This window comes from Streptomyces sp. 130 (assembly GCF_007096885.1).
Lineage (GTDB): Bacteria > Actinomycetota > Actinomycetes > Streptomycetales > Streptomycetaceae > Streptomyces.
This window is the reverse complement of record NZ_VJNO01000011.1, coordinates 73,284-88,640: the sequence shown is the minus strand read 5'-3', so window position 1 is coordinate 88,640 and position 15,357 is coordinate 73,284. Positions and strand designations below refer to the sequence as shown.

Genomic DNA, 15,357 nt, shown 5'->3' with positions numbered 1-15,357 from the left:
TTATTCCGCCACCCGTCCCCCACGGGTCGTAGGGGACGTCAACCGATCGGCCGATGCCGGTTCGAGCGCGATGGCCGATACCGGGGCGGGCCCGCCGGGCGGATGCTCGGTGCCATGGCAGTCATCGAAGTGAACGGGGTGCGCAAGTCCTACGCCGGCCGCCCCGTGGTCGACGGAGTCACCTTCTCCGTCCAGGAGGGGGAGATCTTCGGGATCCTCGGCCCCAACGGCGCGGGCAAGACCACCACCGTCGAGTGCGTCGCGGGCCTGCGGGTCCCCGACGCGGGCACCGTCCGGGTCGCCGGGCTCGACCCGGTCGCCGAACGCGGCCGGGTGACCGGACTGCTCGGCGCCCAGCTCCAGGAGAGCGAACTCCAGCCCAAGATCACCGTGCGCGAGGCCCTGGACCTGTACAGCGCCTTCTGCTCTCACCCCGCCGACTGGCGCCCGCTCGCCGAACGGCTCGGCCTGGCCGCCAAGCTGGGCACCCGCTTCCACCGGCTCTCCGGCGGCCAGAAGCAGCGCCTGTCCATCGCGCTCGCCCTCGTCGGCCGGCCCCGCGTCGTCATCCTGGACGAGCTGACGACCGGCCTCGACCCGCGTGCCCGGCGCGACACCTGGCAGCTGATCCAGGACGTGCGCGACGGCGGCGTCACCGTCGTGCTCGTCACCCACTTCATGGAGGAGGCCCAGCGCCTCTGCGACCGCATCGCCGTCATCGACAAGGGGCGCGTCATCGCGCTCGACACCCCGGCCGGCCTGGTTGCCGGCGCCGACGGCTCCACCGTCATCTCCTTCACGCCCTCCGCACCGCTGCCCGAGGCCGAACTCGCGGGGCTCCCCGGCGCGGTGTCGTACGAGACCGAGGGCGGCCGGGTCGTCATCAACGGCACCGACGAGACCGTCAACGCGGTGATCTCGCTGCTCGCCCGGCTCCGCGTCACCGCCCACCGCCTGCGGGTCTCCGAGACCACCCTGGACGACGCCTTCCTCGACCTCACCGGCCCCGCCGACGGGCCCGGCCGCACAGAACGGGCAGCCTGAGATGGCCACAGCGCACACCGCACCCACCACCCCCGCCCCCGCGCCCCGTACCGCCGTGCCGGGCGCGACGCTCGCCGTCCTCAAGGCGGAGGCCCGGCTCTTCCTGCGCGAACCCGGCAGCCTGTTCTGGATCGTCGTCTTCCCGACCGTGCTCCTGGCGGTCCTCGGCTTCGTCCCCTCCTTCCGGGAGCACGACGACGGGCTCGGCGGCCGGCGCGTCATCGACCTGTACGTGCCCATCGCGGTGCTGCTCGCCCTGATCATGTCCGGGCTCCAGGCGATGCCGCCCGTCCTCACCGGCTACCGCGAACGCGGCATCCTGCGCCGCATGTCCACCACACCGGTGCGGCCCTTCGCGCTGCTCGGCGCGCAGATCGCGCTGCACGGCGCCGCCGCGCTCGTCTCCGCCCTGCTGGTCGTGGCCGTCGGCCGGATCGCCTACGGGGTGGCGCTGCCGGACCGGCCGCTGGGCTACCTGCTGGCGCTGCTGCTCGCGGTCGTCTGCGTCCTCGCCATCGGCTCGCTGATCTGCGCGCTGTCGCGTACGACGAAGATCGCCGCCGCCGCGGGCTCGCTGGTCTACTTCTCCATGATGTTCACGGCGGGTGTCTGGGTCCCCGTCCAGACCATGCCCGACGTGCTCCGCCGCATCGTCCAGGCCACCCCCTTCGGCGCCGCGTCCCAGGCCCTGGACCAGGCCGCCCGGGGCTCCTGGCCGAGCTGGGCCTACCTCGGCGCGGTCGCCGCCTGGGCCCTCGCGGCGGGGTGGACCGCGGTCCGCACGTTCCGGTGGCAGTAGAAGGGAGCCCGGGGCGCCCGGGAGACTGGTGGCCATGAGCGCACAGGCGACGACGGCCGAGCAGTGGTGGTGGCGGTTCTTCCGGTACGGCCCGTACGGGCTGCTCGGCCTGGCCACCGTCGTCTCGGCCGTCTCCCGCGACCTCGTCATGTCCCCGGCCGACGAGCGCGCCGTCCTGGTGCTCCTGCCGGCGGCGCTCGTCCTCCAGCTGTGGTGGTCCCGCACCGCGCCCGGCGCGGGCAGGCGGGCCGGGGTCTGCTACTTCACCGTCCGCACCCTGCTGGCCCTCGGGCTCACCTGGTGCAACCCCTTCTTCTCCATCTACGCGGTGCTCGGCTACTTCGACGCCGCCCGGCTCCTCCCGCGGCGCGGCATCCGGCCCGGACTGCTCGCGGTCGCCGTCATCATGGCCGGCGCCCAGAGCGGCAGCACCCTCCCGCCCGCCACCCTGATGAACTGGACCGTCTTCGGCATCGTCCTCGCCGTGCACACCACGCTCACCATGGTCTTCGCCCACATCGGGGACCGGGAGGCCGAGCAGGACCGGGCCCGCACCGAGACCATCACCGCCCTGGAGACCGCCAACGCCCGCCTGGAACAGGCCCTCGCGGAGAACGCCGGGCTGCACGCCCAGCTCCTCGTCCAGGCCCGCGAGGCCGGGGTGGCCGACGAGCGGAGCCGGCTCGCCGCCGAGATCCACGACACCATCGCCCAGGGCCTCACCGGCATCATCGCCCAGCTGCAGGCCGCCGCCTCCACCGCCGACACCGACCCGGACCTCGCCCGCGAACACCTCGTACGGGCCGCCGGCCTCGCCCGGCACAGCCTCGGCGAGGCCCGCCGGTCGGTGCACAACCTGCTCCCGGCGGCGCTGGAGCACGACGACCTGCCCGGCGCCCTCGAAAAGACCGTCGCCGGCTGGTCCGAGCGCACCGGAGTGCGCGCCGAGTTCACCGTCACCGGCACCGTCGCACCCCTGCACGACGAGGTGGGCGCCACGCTCCTGCGCATCGCCGAGGAGGCCCTGGCCAACGCCGGCCGGCACGCGCAGGCGTCCCGGGCCGGGGTCACCCTGTCCTACATGGGCGACGAGATCACCCTCGACGTCCGCGACGACGGCCGGGGCTTCGACCCGGCCGCGCTGCCCCCGTACCGGGGCGCCGGCGGCTTCGGCCTCGGCGGCATGCGCTCGCGCGCCGAACGCATCGCGGGCACCGTCGAGGTGGAGACCGGGCCGGGCCTCGGCACGGCGGTCAGCGCCCGGGTCCCGCTCGTGCCGCACGCCTGACCCCGTACCGTTGTGCCATGGACCGGGAACCCGCGCGCGTCATCACCCTGATCGTCGTCGACGACCACCCCGTCGTACGGGACGGGCTGCGCGGGATGTTCGCCGCCGCACCGGAGTTCCGGGTGCTCGGCGAGGCGGCCGACGGGGTCGAGGGCGTCGAGATGGCCGCCCGGCTGGACCCCGACGTGGTGCTCATGGACCTGCGCATGCCGGGCGGCGGCGGGGTCGCCGCGATCACCGAGCTCACCCGGCGCGGCGCCCGCTCCAAGGTCCTCGTCCTCACCACGTACGACACCGACTCCGACACCCTGCCCGCGATCGAGGCGGGCGCGACCGGCTACCTCCTCAAGGACGCGCCCCGCGAGGAGCTGTTCACCGCCGTGCGGGCCGCCGCCGAGGGCCGGACCGTCCTGTCACCGGCCGTCGCGTCCCGCCTCGTCTCGGCGGTCCGCGCCCCGGCCGCCCCCGGCAACGAGACGCTGTCGGCCCGGGAGCGCGAGGTGCTGACGCTCGTCGCCCGGGGGACCTCCAACCGGGAGATCGCCGCCGAGCTGTTCATCAGCGAGGCCACCGTGAAGACCCACCTCACCCACCTGTTCGCCAAGCTCGGCGTCAAGGACCGCGCCGCCGCCGTGGCCGCCGGCTACGACCGGGGCATCCTCGGCTGACCGCGCCCTCACTCCCGTACCCGCAGCAGCAGCACCGACCGCTCCGGCACCGTCAGCCGTCCGCCGCCCCGGTGCACCGTGCCCGGGGGCCGGGCCTGGTCCTCGCGCGAGGTGTCCAGGACCAGTTCGTAGGCCTGCGCCCACGGCGGGCCCGGCAGCAGGAAGTCCGCCGGTTCGTGCCCCGCGTGCAGGACGGCCAGGAAGCTGTCGTCGGTCACCTGCTCGCCGCGCGCGTCCCGCCCCGGGATGTCCCGGCCGGAGAGGTAGAGGCCGATCGTCGCGGCGGGCGCGTACCAGTCGGCCTCGGTCATCTCCGCGCCCGCGCGGGTGAACCACGCCAGGTCCCGCAGCCCGTCCGGGGCCTGCGGCCGGCCGGAGAAGAACGCCCGGCGGCGCAGCACCGGGTGGCGGTGGCGCAGCGCGAGGACCCGCGCGGTCAGCGCGGCCAGCTCCCGCCACTCGGGTCGGTCCAGCAGCGACCAGTCCACCCAGCCGGTCTCGTTGTCCTGGCAGTACGCGTTGTTGTTGCCGCCCTGCGTACGCCCCATCTCGTCGCCCGCGACCAGCATCGGCACCCCGGTCGACAGCAGCAGGGTGGTGAGCAGATTGCGCAGCTGGCGGCGGCGCAGCGCGTTGACGTCCGCGTCGTCCGTCTCGCCCTCCGCCCCGCAGTTCCACGCCCGGTTGTCCGAGGTGCCGTCCCGGTTCTCCTCGCCGTTGGCCTCGTTGTGCTTCTCCTGGTAGCTCACCAGGTCGCGCAGGGTGAACCCGTCGTGCGCGGTGACGAAGTTGACCGAGGCGTACGGGCGGCGCCCGCCCCAGGCGTACAGGTCGCTCGACCCGGTCAGCCGGTAGCCGAGGTCCCGCACATCGGGCAGCGCGCCGCGCCAGAAGTCCCGTACGGCGTCCCGGTAGTGGTCGTTCCACTCCGTCCACAGCGGCGGGAACGCGCCCACCTGGTAGCCGCCGTTGCCCACGTCCCAGGGCTCGGCGATGAGCTTGACCCGGCGCAGCACCGGGTCCTGGGCGATCACCGCCAGGAACGGCGACAGCATGTCCACGTCGTGCATGGAGCGGGCCAGCGCAGCCGCCAGGTCGAAGCGGAAGCCGTCCACGCCCATCTCGGTCACCCAGTACCGCAGCGAGTCCGTGATGAGCCGCAGCACGTTCGGCTGGACGACGTGCAGGGTGTTGCCGCAGCCGGTGTAGTCCGCGTACCGGCGGGGGTCGGTCTGGAGGCGGTAGTAGCCCCGGTTGTCGATGCCGCGCAGCGACAGCGTCGGGCCCAGCTCGCCGGCCTCGGCGGTGTGGTTGTAGACGACGTCGAGGATGACCTCGATGCCCGCGTCGTGCAGCGCCCGCACCATCCGCTTGAACTCGCCGACCTGGCCGCCCGCCGTGCCGCTCGCCGAGTAGCCGGCGTGCGGGGCGAAGTAGCCGATGGAGTTGTAGCCCCAGTAGTTGCGCAGCCCGCGCCGCAGCAGATGGTCCTCGTGCGCGAACTGGTGCACCGGCAGCAGCTCCACCGCCGTCACCCCGAGGCGGGTCAGGTGCCCGATCGCCGCCGGGTGGGCGAGCCCGGCGTAGGTGCCGCGCAGTTCCTCGGGGATGCCGGGGTGGCGCTGCGTGAAGCCCTTGACGTGCAGCTCGTAGATGACGGAGTCCGCCCACGGCGTCTTCGGCCTGCGGTCGTCGGCCCAGCCGTCGTCGTCGTGGACGACGACCCCCTTCGGTACGTACGGGGCGGAGTCCCGTTCGTCCCGGACGGTGTCGGCGAACCGCTGGTCGGGCCAGTCCCTCACATGGCCGTACACCTCGGCCGGAAGGGTGAATTCGCCGTCCACGGCCCGGGCGTACGGATCGAGCAGCAGCTTCGCCGGGTTCCACCGGGCGCCCGTCCACGGGTCCCACCGGCCGTGCACCCGGTATCCGTACCGTCGGCCCGGCCGCACCCCGGGCACGAAGCCGTGCCAGACCTCGTGGGTGAGCTCGGTCAGGGGGAGCCGGGTCTCCGTGCCGTCCTCGTCGAAGAGGCACAGCTCCACGGCTTCCGCCCCGCCCGCCCAGAGCGCGAAATTGGTGCCCGCGACCCCGTCCGGGCCGGTCCTGAAGCGGGCGCCGAGCGGCATCGGCGCCCCCGGCCACACCGCGGGCGGGCGCGGTCCTGGCGGGGTGGCGGCGACCGCCTCCGCCACGGCCCCGGCCGTCCCCGCGTCCGTCTGGGCCACTGCCTCCTGCTCGGCTGCGCTCGACACCTGCTCGCCTCCCGCGGCTCGTGGGACCGGCACCGGAAGGGGGTGTGCGGCGTCCCGGCCGCGGCTCCCCGAGTGCGGCCGTCCCCTGTGTTCTGCCCACCGGGCGGCCCGCACTCACGTTTCCCTCGGCCGCCCCCCGTCGTTGGGGGGACATGACTGACGTAGCGAAGAAGGCAGGGCCGAGCCCGGTCACCGCTCCGCCCTGGCGCCGCCCGCTCGCCGTACTGGCGCTGCTGGCCGCAGTGGCGCTGCCGGCCGTGCTGACGGGCTGTTCGGGCGGCGGTTCGTTCCTCGGCGGGGAGGGCAAGCCGCAGGAGGCCATCCGGGTCACGCCCGCCGACCGGGCCGAGGACGTCCGGGCGGACAGCCGGATCGGGGTGGAGGTCCCGGACGGCCGGCTGGAGAGCGTCCGGGTGCGGCGGATCGAGGACGCGCGGGAGCAGGAGGTGCCGGGCCGGATCGCCGAGGACGGCCACTCCTGGGCCCCGGTGAAGGGGGCGCGGCTGGGGCTGGCCGCCAAATACAGCGTCGACGCGGTCGCGGTGGTCGGCGGCGGCCACCGCGCGGCCCGGCACACCACCTTCACCACCGCCGTCCCCGAGGACCGCTTCATCGGCTACTTCAAGCCGGAGAACCGCTCGACCGTCGGCACCGGCATGATCGTCTCCTTCGAGTTCAACCGCCCCGTCACCCGGCGGGCGGCGGTGGAGCGGGCGATCCGGGTGACCGCCGATCCGCCGGTGGCCGTGGCGGGGCACTGGTTCGGGAAGAGCCGCCTGGACTTCCGCCCCGAGGAGTACTGGGAGCCCGGCACCGAGGTCACCGTGGACATCGGGCTGGCCGATGTGGAGGGCGCGCCGGGGGTGTACGGCAGCCAGGCCAAGACCGTGCGCTTCACGGTGGGCCGGGAGCAGGTCTCCCGGGTGGACGCGGCGGCGCACACCATGGAGGTGCGCCGGGACGGGGAGCTGGTCTCCACGCTCCCGGTCACCGCGGGTTCCCCGACGACCACCACGTACAACGGAAAGATGGTGGTGAGCGAGATGCACGAGGTGACGCGGATGGACGGGCGGACCGTCGGCTTCGGCGGCGAGTACGACATCAAGGACGTGCCGCACGCCATCCGGCTGACGAAGTCCGGCACCTTCCTCCACGGCAACTACTGGTCCGACGAGGACATCTTCGGCTCCACCAACGTCAGCCACGGCTGCATCGGGCTGCGTGACGTCCAGGGCGGCAGCGGATCGACCCCGGCGGGCTGGTTCTTCGACCGCACCCTCGTCGGGGACGTCGTCGAGGTCGTCAACTCGGCCGACAAAACGGTCGCACCGGACAACGGACTCGGCGGCTGGAACCTGGGCTGGGCCCAGTGGCGGGCGGGCTCCGCGCTCCGGTAGCGGACCGTCGCGGCACCCCCGGGCCGGGCGGCGGAAATCCCGCGGCCACTTGGGACGGAACGGTGACAATTCCGGGGGGATCTGCCCGCAGTCGGTGTGATTATCTCTTTACTGAGCGCGCACTGTGCAGCGCGCGGGGGTGGGAACCCGAGGGTTCCCGGGGCCTTGGCGGGGCCAGGCCGTGCGAGGGGAGACGACCACATTGAACGGGCAGCCGATATCGGGGACATCGGCCGGGACGGGCGGCAGACGGCGGCTGCGGGGAGCCACCGGTCTGCCGGCCCTGGCGGTGGGCGCGCTGTTGCTTCTGGTGACGGCGTGCGGCGGGGGAGACGCCGACGGCGGACGTGCGGACGCCAAGGCGGGCGGGGTCAGGAACCAGGACACCAGCGCCTCGCAGGCCGTGGTGACCGTCGCGCCCGAGGACGGGACCGACAACGTCGCGACGAGCGGCGCGCTGAAGATCACCGCCGAGCGCGGGAAGCTGACCACGGTGAAGGTCTCGGACCCCAAGGGCGGCGAGGTCGAGGGGAAGATCGCGGCGGACGGCGCCAGCTGGGTCCCCGACCACCACCTGGCCTCGGCGACCAAGTACAAGGTCCACGCGGTGGCCAAGGACGCCAAGGGCCGTGAGTCCGCCAAGGACACCTCCTTCACGACGCTCGTCCCCAAGAACACCTTCATCGGCCAGTACACCCCGGAGGACGGCTCGACGGTCGGCGTCGGCATGCCGGTCTCCATCCACTTCACGCGCGGCATCACCGACCCGGAGGCCGTCGAGAAGGCCATCGAGGTGACCGCCGAGCCCGCCGTCCCGGTCGAGGGCCACTGGTTCGGCAACGACCGTCTGGACTTCCGCCCCGAGCAGTACTGGGCGGCCGGCACCAAGGTGACCGTGAAGCTCAACCTCGACGGCGTCGAGGGCCGGCCCGGGGTCTACGGCAAGCAGGCCAAGACCGTCTCGTTCACCATCGGCCGCAGCCAGGTCAGCACCGTGGACGCCAAGTCGCACCGGATGAAGGTCGTCCGCGACGGCAAGCAGATCAGGGACATCCCGATCTCGGCGGGCGCCCCGGCCACCACCACGTACAACGGGCAGATGGTCATCAGCGAGAAGCTGCGGGTGACCCGGATGAACGGCGACACCGTCGGCTTCGGCGGCGAGTACGACATCAAGGACGTGCCGCACGCGATGCGCCTGTCCACCTCGGGCACCTTCATCCACGGCAACTACTGGGGCGGTCCCGGGGTGTTCGGCAACGCCAACACCAGCCACGGCTGCGTCGGCCTCCAGGACGTGCGCGGCGGCGGCGACTCCGCCATGCCCGCGTCCTGGTTCTTCGACAACTCGCTCATCGGCGACGTCGTCGTCGTGAAGAACTCGCACGACAAGACCATCAGCCCGGACAACGGCCTCAACGGCTGGAACATGAGCTGGTCGGAGTGGACCGAGTAGGTCCGCGCACCACACCGTGGACCGAACAGGTCCGCGCACCCCACACCCCGGGCGGGCCCGGCACCGAGAGCCACGGTGCCGGGCCCGCCCGCGTCCGCCGTGACGCACGGCACCGCCCCCGGTCCGTGCCGCCCGCGGTTAGCGCCGGTTAACCTGCACCCCATGACCGTAACCCTCGAAGTACGCGACGGCGTCGGCACCATCCGCCTGGACCGCCCGCCGATGAACGCCCTGGACGTGGCGACCCAGGACCGGCTGCGCGAGCTCGCCGAAGAGGCGTCCCGGCGCGACGACGTCCGCGCCGTGGTGCTCTACGGCGGCGAGAAGGTGTTCGCGGCGGGCGCGGACATCAAGGAGATGCAGGCGATGGACCACGCGGCCATGGTGCTGCGCTCCAAGGCCCTCCAGGACTCCTTCACCGCCGTCGCCCGCATCCCCAAGCCCGTCGTCGCGGCCGTCACCGGCTACGCGCTCGGCGGCGGCTGCGAGCTGGCCCTCTGCGCGGACTTCCGCATCGCCGGGGACAACGCCAAGCTCGGCCAGCCGGAGATCCTGCTCGGCCTCATCCCGGGCGCCGGCGGCACCCAGCGGCTCGCCCGCCTGGTCGGCCCCGCCAAGGCCAAGGACCTCATCTTCACCGGCCGCCACGTCAGGGCGGACGAGGCCCTGACGATGGGGCTCGTGGACCGCGTGGTGCCCGCCGCCGAGGTGTACGAGCAGGCGCACGCGTGGGCGGCCGCGCTGGCGAAGGGGCCGGCGCTGGCGCTGCGCGCGGCCAAGGAGGCCGTCGACGCCGGGCTGGAGACGGACATCGACACGGGCCTCACCATCGAACGGACCTGGTTCGCCGGTCTGTTCGCCACGGAGGACCGGGAACGCGGAATGCGCAGCTTCGTGGAGGAGGGCCCGGGCAAGGCGAAGTTCCTCTGACGCGGCACTGGTTGGGGCCCCGACCGAACGCCGGTTGAGAACGCGGACCGGCGCGTTCATCCGTGCGGGCGGATTGGCTCCACCCGGGCAGGACCTCGGGCGAGGCCGCGTCCGGAGCGTCCGAGAACCCGGTCAAAGGCGCTGTTTGCGCAGGTCAGACGGGCTTTATTCGGTCGCTCAATGCCGATGGCATATGCCGGACGGGCCTCGGGGAACGGCTGATTACGGGTCGCGTATTCCCCCGGAACGGCCCCGGAAGGCCCGCTGTGCGGCCATGATGGTGGGCATGGCGGGCCTGGAGGGTGTGGAGCAGCCGCGACCGCGCAGCAGCGCGACAGCGGCACGGAGATTACCGGCCGTCGAGGACGAACAGGCGTTCAAAGCGCTGGAGTTGTTCGGCAACCCGACGGAGGAGGAAGTCCGGCTGCCCTCCCGCCCGGAGTCGGCGGCCACCGCCCGCCGGCTCACCTCGTGCGTCGTCCTGCACCAGTGGGCGCTCTCCCCGCAGGCCGCCGAGCACGCCGTCCTGCTCGTCTCGGAGCTCGTCGGCAACGCCGTACGGCACACCGGGGCCCGGGTCTTCGGGCTGCGCATGCTGCGCCGCCGCGGCTGGATCAGGATCGAGGTGCGCGACCCCTCGCGGGGGCTGCCGTGCCTCATGCCGGTGCGCGAGATGGACATCAGCGGCCGGGGTCTCATGCTCGTGGACAAGCTCTCCGACCGCTGGGGCGTGGACCTCTTACCCCGGGGCAAGACCACCTGGTTCGAGATGCGCATCTCCGACCGCTGACGCCCTCCCCGCCGGCCGTTCCCGGGCAGACAGAAGCCCCCGTGTCGGCCGTGGTGCGGCGCCTCGGGGGCTTCTGTGGGGGGACCGTGAAATGGGGGGTGTGTTCACGGCCGCTCATGACGACCTGGCCCGGGTCAATGGGGGTCGTGGCATCGACTATGACAGACGGAGGACTAACCAGCCAAAGCCGCGTACGTGGCATTGTGTGTCAATTCCGGACATTTCTGCGAAGGAATGCAGGTGTGTTGGGTCACTTGCCTGGAAATCCATGAATATCCATGAGAATGCGCGCATAATCCATTGATCGTCCACCATGTGGACGGCGTGTGCCTGGCCCCCCGGCAGTACGCTCACGCCGCGATCAACAGGGCCTCCGCTCCCACCGGCCGGTAGCCCGCCGCCTGGAACGTCCGAACGCTGCGCGCGTTGCCCGGCGACTGCTGGGCCCACACCGCCGGCCCCGGCACCAGATGGCGGGCCGCCCGCGCCAGCCGCCCGCCGAGCCCCTGACCGCGCGCCTCCTCGGCCACCTCGATCGCCGCCTCCCACCGCCCCGCCACGCCCCGCCCGAGGACCAGTACGCCGCCCTCGGCCGACCAGACCCGTACCTCGTCCCGGTATTTCATGGCCCGCGCCACCCGGGGGTGTTCCGGATCGTGGATCTCCCGCAGCGCGAGGTCCGGGGCGCCGGGCAGCGCGGAGGCGACCGTGAGGAGGTCGATCGTGTTCATGCGGCGGCCGGTCCGGGACAGCAGCGCGTTCAGGAAGTGCGGGTTCATCGTCGCCGCGAGCGGGTCCCCGGGCGTGGCGGCCAGGATGCCGAGCACCCAGTCCGGGTCCTCGTCCGTGAAGACCACCGAGTGCGCGGTGAACGCCAGCACCCCGGCGTCACGGCCGCTCGGCTGCGGCACCACCGTGGTCGCGCCGTCCGGTGGCGGAAACCGCCCCTCGGCCACGTCGGCCAGGATTCGGGTCAGTCCCATAGCGCTCCGCGCCTCCCTCTTCGGGTGACCGGCCGCCGGGCGGCGGTCGGCCGGTCCATGATCGATCACCGGCCGCGTCATGGGCCGTCCGGGGCGCCCGATAATCTGAGCCCCGTCAGACAGTCATACGAAGGGGCGGAACAGTGGCGGACATCGAGTCGGCGCGCAAGGCGTTCGAGCGGTACGACCTGAACGGCGACGGGCTGATCTCGGCCGCCGAGTACAAGAGCGTCATGGCTCAGCTGGGTGACCCGTACGTCACCGAGCCGGTCGCGCAGGCCGTGATCAACTCCCACGACGCGAACGGTGACGGGCTCCTCACCTTCGACGAGTTCTGGGCCTCGCAGAACAAGGGCTGAGCGGAACGGGGCCGCGCGGGACCGAGGGCCGATTCGGAACCGAGGCTGATCCAGGGCAGAGGCTGACCCGGGACCGAGGCTGATCCGGGGCAGGCGCCGGGCCGCCGTTTCCGGCCACCGGGCGGCCTGCCCGGCCGTCCACCGGAAGCGCGGGGGCGGCGCGACGAGAAATGTCCGGAAATCGCCGACGCGGCCCCCGTGCCGGCCCCGGACCCGCCCCGTCCGCCCCCGCTCCGGCCCGTCAGGCCGCGAAGTTGCGGGACATCGAGTCGTTCTCGTCGATCTCCGTCAGCTCCGGCCGGGTGTACCGCTCGGCCCGGGCGTGATAGTCGAAGTCCCCCCGGACGAGCCCCCGGTAGTCCAGGACGCAGCGCTCCAGGGCGACGCGCGTCGGGCCCTCGATTCCCGCCGCCTCGATCTCCTGCACGAGTTCCTTCTCGGCCCGCTGCACCCGGTCGGCGATACGGCCGAGCAGAATTCCGGCTTCGTCCACCGCCTCCTGGAGCGTGCAGCCCCGGTCGCGCTGGAGCAGGCGGACGGTGTTGTGCTCGTATCCCAGCACGGCTTCCTTCTCGAACGAGCAGATGTCGTTGCAGAGGCCGGAATGGTCGGTCACCGCATTGCGCAGAGCGATATAGGCGGGGAGGCTCCGGGCGGAATCGGGGAGGTCGATTCCGGCGGTGATCTCGTGCAGATCCAGGAACGGCTGCATCGCCACGGAATCGCGGCGGTGCTTCACGAAGTCGGCGGTGCTCGGCACATGCCCCGCCGCCCGGTCGACGGCCTCCGCGTAGTACGTCCACAGCCAGGCCGCCGTGTCCCGCCGGAACTGCCGCATCCAGTGCGCCGGGCGGTCCCCGCAGGTCCGCGCGATCAGTTCGTCCAGGGCGTGCTCCATGGGGCCGACGGGCGCCCGCACCCCGTCCAGCACGTCCACCAGCCGCCCGATCGCGCTCTCGCACAGCCCGGGGTCGCGCCCGGCCGGGCCGTCGTCGAACTCGTCGTCCACCAGAAAGGCCCAGAAGAGCCACTGGCAGAACAGGTCCAGATGCTTCTGCGAGGCCCGGGGGAATATCAGGGATATCCAGAGCTCCGGACGCGTTCTGATCATTTTCTTCGCGGCCACGGGTGACAGGACGAGATCACTGGCCTCCGCCCATTCCCAGGCGGCCTTCTTCGTCTTCTCCATTCCCGGATGGCATCCCGCACTTTCGAACGGCATGTGGAATTCGGGAAGCGCGATCTTGCTCATGGTGCACCTCGTCGTGACGATATGAACAGGGCAGGGAGACGCGCGAAAGGGATACGCGCACGCGGAACGCGCCGCGACGAGCGACGGACGCGCGCACGGCCGACCGGCGGCAGGCCGCGCCGGTGCGACGGAGGCGGGCCGGAACCGCGCTCCGGCCGCGACGACGCCCGCCGCCCCGGCCGGCCGGAGCCGGCCCGGCGGGCGGCAGCCCCGGGCGACCGGCCGGCCCCTCCGGACGGCCGGGCGCGGCCCGCACGGCCGGATCGCGCCGTGGGCGTGCCCGGGGAGGGGCGGCTGGCATGGTCGTCCTCTTTCCTCCGCGCGGACCGGGCGGCCGGAGCAGGGCCCGGGGCAGCGCGCCGCCTGACGTGCGCGGCGGTCGCGTCACCACTCGTCACGTCCAGTGAACTCCCCGCGCGCACGCGAGGGAAGGAGGGGTGACCGAAAATGTGTGGTCGGCGCGAACTCCTGCGCGGTTGTGAGGAGTTGGCGCGATCCCGGGCAGCCCGGGGGCCGGCCGGCGGAGGGCGCCGCACGGCCTGTGCGCTGACCCGCGCCGGGGAAATGCGAAAGGCGGGTCCGCGCACCCGGTGCCGGTGCGCGGACCCGCCCTCGGCGGCCGGTCAGTTGTAGCCGAAGCCCGCCGGGAGCGGCGACGGCTCGAACAGCCGGGCCGGGACGGCCTCGGCGAGGGCCCGGTAGCCGGCGGGGTTCAGGTGCAGGTGGTCGCCGGTGTCCAGCGAGGCGCGGAGCGCGGTGGGCCGGTGCGGGTCGCGGACGGCCCGGTCGAAGTCCAGCACCGCGTCGAACCGGCCGCTGGTGCGTATCCAGGTGTTGACCGTGCGCCGGGCCTCCTCGCGGTACCCGTCCGGGTCGTCGTACCCGGCGTTGCCGCCGAAGGGCGTCAGCGTCGCCCCGTACACCCGGATGCCCTGGGCGTGGGCGCGGGTGATGATCTGGTCGTACGCGGTGATGACGGCCTCGGCCGTGCGCTTCTGGGCCGCCGGGGTGGCGTCCGCCGTGCCGATGTCGTTGACGCCCTCGAAGACGATCAGCCGGTCCGTCCCGCTCTGCGCCAGGACGTCGCGGTCCAGCCGGGCCAGCCCGTTGGGGCCCAGGCCGTCGGCGAGCAGCCGGTTGCCGCCGGCCGCCTGGTTGACCACGGAGGTGCGGTCCTTCAGCCGTCGCTGGAGCACGTCCGGCCAGCGGTCGTTGCCGTTGGTGGTGGAGCCCCGCCCGTCCGTCAGGGAGTCCCCCAGCACGGCCGTCGCCGACGTGGTGCCCCGGGCCCAGACCTCGACGCCGCTGAGGAGGTACCAGTGGTCGGTGGTCGTCGCGCCCGGCAGGTCCCGGTCCCGTACGTGGTCGCCGCGCAGCAGGTACGAGGTCGTGCGGGAGCCCGGGTGCGAGGTGAGGGCGGTGGACGCCTGACCGGTCGCCAGGTAGACCGTCGCCGTGAGGTTGGACCCCGGGGCGATCCGGAAGTCCAGCGGGTCGGAGACGGCCTGCGCCCCGGCCGGCACGTCGATGGACGCCGAGCCCCGGAAGGTCACCTTGTGCGAGGTCCCCGGACGGATCGCCCCGGTCCCCGCCGCACCGTCCTGCGGGAGGGCCACGGAGACCTCGGTGATCGGCAGCACCGCGCCGCCGAACGCGTTGGAGAACCGCAGCCGGATGTGGTCGCCGCCCGCCGAGACGTGGACGGTCTGCCGCAGCGTCGTGTCCGTCAGCACGGAGTCCTCGCCGGTGAAGGGGGCCGGGGGCATGTTCGACGGCTCCGTCAGCTGCGGCATCGACGTCCAGGTGCTGACCCAGTGCGCGCCGCGTTCCCGGGGGCCGGGCGCGCCGCCGGAGTGCGCGTCGCCGGCGCCGAGGGCCGGGGAGACCGCGGCGAGGGTCGCGCAGAGCGCCCCCGCGGTGATCAGGCTGAGGAGCGGCGTTCTTCGGTTCATGGCGGTGTTCCCTCTGAGTGGTGGGGTTCTCCATGCACACGTGCGTGCCCCGGCCGGGCATGCGGCAGGCTAGCGCCACCGGAACTTTCGGTCAACGTCCCGAAACATTTCGAAACTCCGGCAGAGGAGGATCCGGCAGGGGAAGCTCCGGCAGAGGAAGCTTCGGCAGGGGGCGGCCCCGAAC

Annotated in this window: 13 protein-coding genes; 9 read left to right on the top strand and 4 right to left on the bottom strand. The window is 73.0% G+C overall.

The genetic code is table 11. The features are described from left to right. Positions 1–114 precede the first annotated feature (114 nt). The 4 genes from FKN01_RS12495 to FKN01_RS12480 are packed head-to-tail and all read left to right on the top strand — an operon-like array spanning position 115 to position 3,799. Positions 115–1,044 (top strand): ABC transporter ATP-binding protein, encoded by a 930-nt coding sequence (locus FKN01_RS12495; RefSeq protein ID WP_185992829.1) that lies wholly within the window; start codon positions 115–117, stop codon positions 1,042–1,044. Position 1,045: 1 nt separating this feature from the next. Beyond that, positions 1,046–1,843 carry an ABC transporter permease gene (locus tag FKN01_RS12490; RefSeq protein ID WP_143619631.1) on the top strand — a complete coding sequence of 266 codons (798 nt, stop codon included), beginning with the start codon at positions 1,046–1,048 and terminating at the stop codon, positions 1,841–1,843. Positions 1,844–1,877: 34 nt separating this feature from the next. Beyond that, positions 1,878–3,131, top strand: a complete 1,254-nt coding sequence (locus tag FKN01_RS12485; protein WP_143619629.1) for a sensor histidine kinase — start codon at positions 1,878–1,880, stop codon at positions 3,129–3,131. A 17-nt stretch (positions 3,132–3,148) separates the two neighbouring features. Next, entirely contained in the window at positions 3,149–3,799 is a 651-nt protein-coding gene (locus FKN01_RS12480) for a response regulator transcription factor (RefSeq protein WP_143619627.1), read from the top strand. An 8-nt stretch (positions 3,800–3,807) separates the two neighbouring features. On the opposite strand, the gene glgX is transcribed toward FKN01_RS12480, so the two are convergent. Then, on the bottom strand, positions 3,808–6,054 hold the full coding sequence (gene glgX, locus FKN01_RS12475) for a glycogen debranching protein GlgX (protein ID WP_185992828.1): 2,247 nt from the start codon (positions 6,052–6,054) through the stop codon (positions 3,808–3,810). 152 nt (positions 6,055–6,206) lie between these two features. Between glgX and FKN01_RS12470 the strand changes: the two genes are divergently transcribed. The 4 genes from FKN01_RS12470 to FKN01_RS12455 all read left to right on the top strand — a co-directional run bounded on the left by FKN01_RS12470 (position 6,207) and on the right by FKN01_RS12455 (position 10,627). Then, a complete protein-coding gene (locus FKN01_RS12470; protein WP_143619622.1) occupies positions 6,207–7,451 on the top strand; it encodes an Ig-like domain-containing protein in 1,245 nt (414 codons plus the stop codon). A 202-nt stretch (positions 7,452–7,653) separates the two neighbouring features. Further along, positions 7,654–8,907 carry an Ig-like domain-containing protein gene (locus tag FKN01_RS12465; RefSeq protein ID WP_185992827.1) on the top strand — a complete coding sequence of 418 codons (1,254 nt, stop codon included), beginning with the start codon at positions 7,654–7,656 and terminating at the stop codon, positions 8,905–8,907. A 162-nt stretch (positions 8,908–9,069) separates the two neighbouring features. Further along, positions 9,070–9,837, top strand: a complete 768-nt coding sequence (locus tag FKN01_RS12460) for an enoyl-CoA hydratase/isomerase family protein (RefSeq protein ID WP_143619620.1) — start codon at positions 9,070–9,072, stop codon at positions 9,835–9,837. A gap of 274 nt (positions 9,838–10,111) precedes the next feature. Then, positions 10,112–10,627 carry an ATP-binding protein gene (locus tag FKN01_RS12455; RefSeq protein WP_143619617.1) on the top strand — a complete coding sequence of 172 codons (516 nt, stop codon included), beginning with the start codon at positions 10,112–10,114 and terminating at the stop codon, positions 10,625–10,627. 350 nt (positions 10,628–10,977) lie between these two features. Here FKN01_RS12455 and FKN01_RS12450 read toward each other — a convergent pair whose 3' ends face one another. Next, complete coding sequence (locus FKN01_RS12450; RefSeq protein ID WP_143619615.1) at positions 10,978–11,610, bottom strand: GNAT family N-acetyltransferase; 633 nt, start codon at positions 11,608–11,610, stop codon at positions 10,978–10,980. 143 nt (positions 11,611–11,753) lie between these two features. Here FKN01_RS12450 and FKN01_RS12445 point away from each other — a divergent pair, with 143 nt between their 5' ends. After that, positions 11,754–11,969, top strand: a complete 216-nt coding sequence (locus tag FKN01_RS12445) for an EF-hand domain-containing protein (protein WP_073963851.1) — start codon at positions 11,754–11,756, stop codon at positions 11,967–11,969. 241 nt (positions 11,970–12,210) lie between these two features. On the opposite strand, the gene FKN01_RS12440 is transcribed toward FKN01_RS12445, so the two are convergent. Both FKN01_RS12440 and FKN01_RS12435 read right to left on the bottom strand, forming a co-directional pair. Beyond that, positions 12,211–13,191, bottom strand: coding sequence for a terpene synthase family protein (locus FKN01_RS12440; RefSeq protein ID WP_185992831.1), 981 nt, complete (start codon positions 13,189–13,191; stop codon positions 12,211–12,213). 653 nt (positions 13,192–13,844) lie between these two features. Then, a complete protein-coding gene (locus FKN01_RS12435) occupies positions 13,845–15,173 on the bottom strand; it encodes an SGNH/GDSL hydrolase family protein (protein WP_143619611.1) in 1,329 nt (442 codons plus the stop codon). Positions 15,174–15,357 lie beyond the last annotated feature (184 nt).

Bases quoted from the DNA above. Each gene is read 5' to 3' on its own strand.
- FKN01_RS12440 (WP_185992831.1), bottom strand. From the start codon at position 13,191: ATGCCGTTCGAAAGTGCGGGATGCCATCCGGGAATGGAGAAGACGAAG.
- FKN01_RS12435 (WP_143619611.1), bottom strand. From the start codon at position 15,173: ATGAACCGAAGAACGCCGCTCCTCAGCCTGATCACCGCGGGGGCGCTC.
- FKN01_RS12450 (WP_143619615.1), bottom strand. From the start codon at position 11,610: ATGGGACTGACCCGAATCCTGGCCGACGTGGCCGAGGGGCGGTTTCCG.
- FKN01_RS12485 (WP_143619629.1), top strand. From the start codon at position 1,878: ATGAGCGCACAGGCGACGACGGCCGAGCAGTGGTGGTGGCGGTTCTTC.
- FKN01_RS12480 (WP_143619627.1), top strand. From the start codon at position 3,149: ATGGACCGGGAACCCGCGCGCGTCATCACCCTGATCGTCGTCGACGAC.
- FKN01_RS12495 (WP_185992829.1), top strand. From the start codon at position 115: ATGGCAGTCATCGAAGTGAACGGGGTGCGCAAGTCCTACGCCGGCCGC.
- FKN01_RS12490 (WP_143619631.1), top strand. From the start codon at position 1,046: ATGGCCACAGCGCACACCGCACCCACCACCCCCGCCCCCGCGCCCCGT.
- FKN01_RS12460 (WP_143619620.1), top strand. From the start codon at position 9,070: ATGACCGTAACCCTCGAAGTACGCGACGGCGTCGGCACCATCCGCCTG.
- FKN01_RS12470 (WP_143619622.1), top strand. From the start codon at position 6,207: ATGACTGACGTAGCGAAGAAGGCAGGGCCGAGCCCGGTCACCGCTCCG.
- FKN01_RS12455 (WP_143619617.1), top strand. From the start codon at position 10,112: ATGATGGTGGGCATGGCGGGCCTGGAGGGTGTGGAGCAGCCGCGACCG.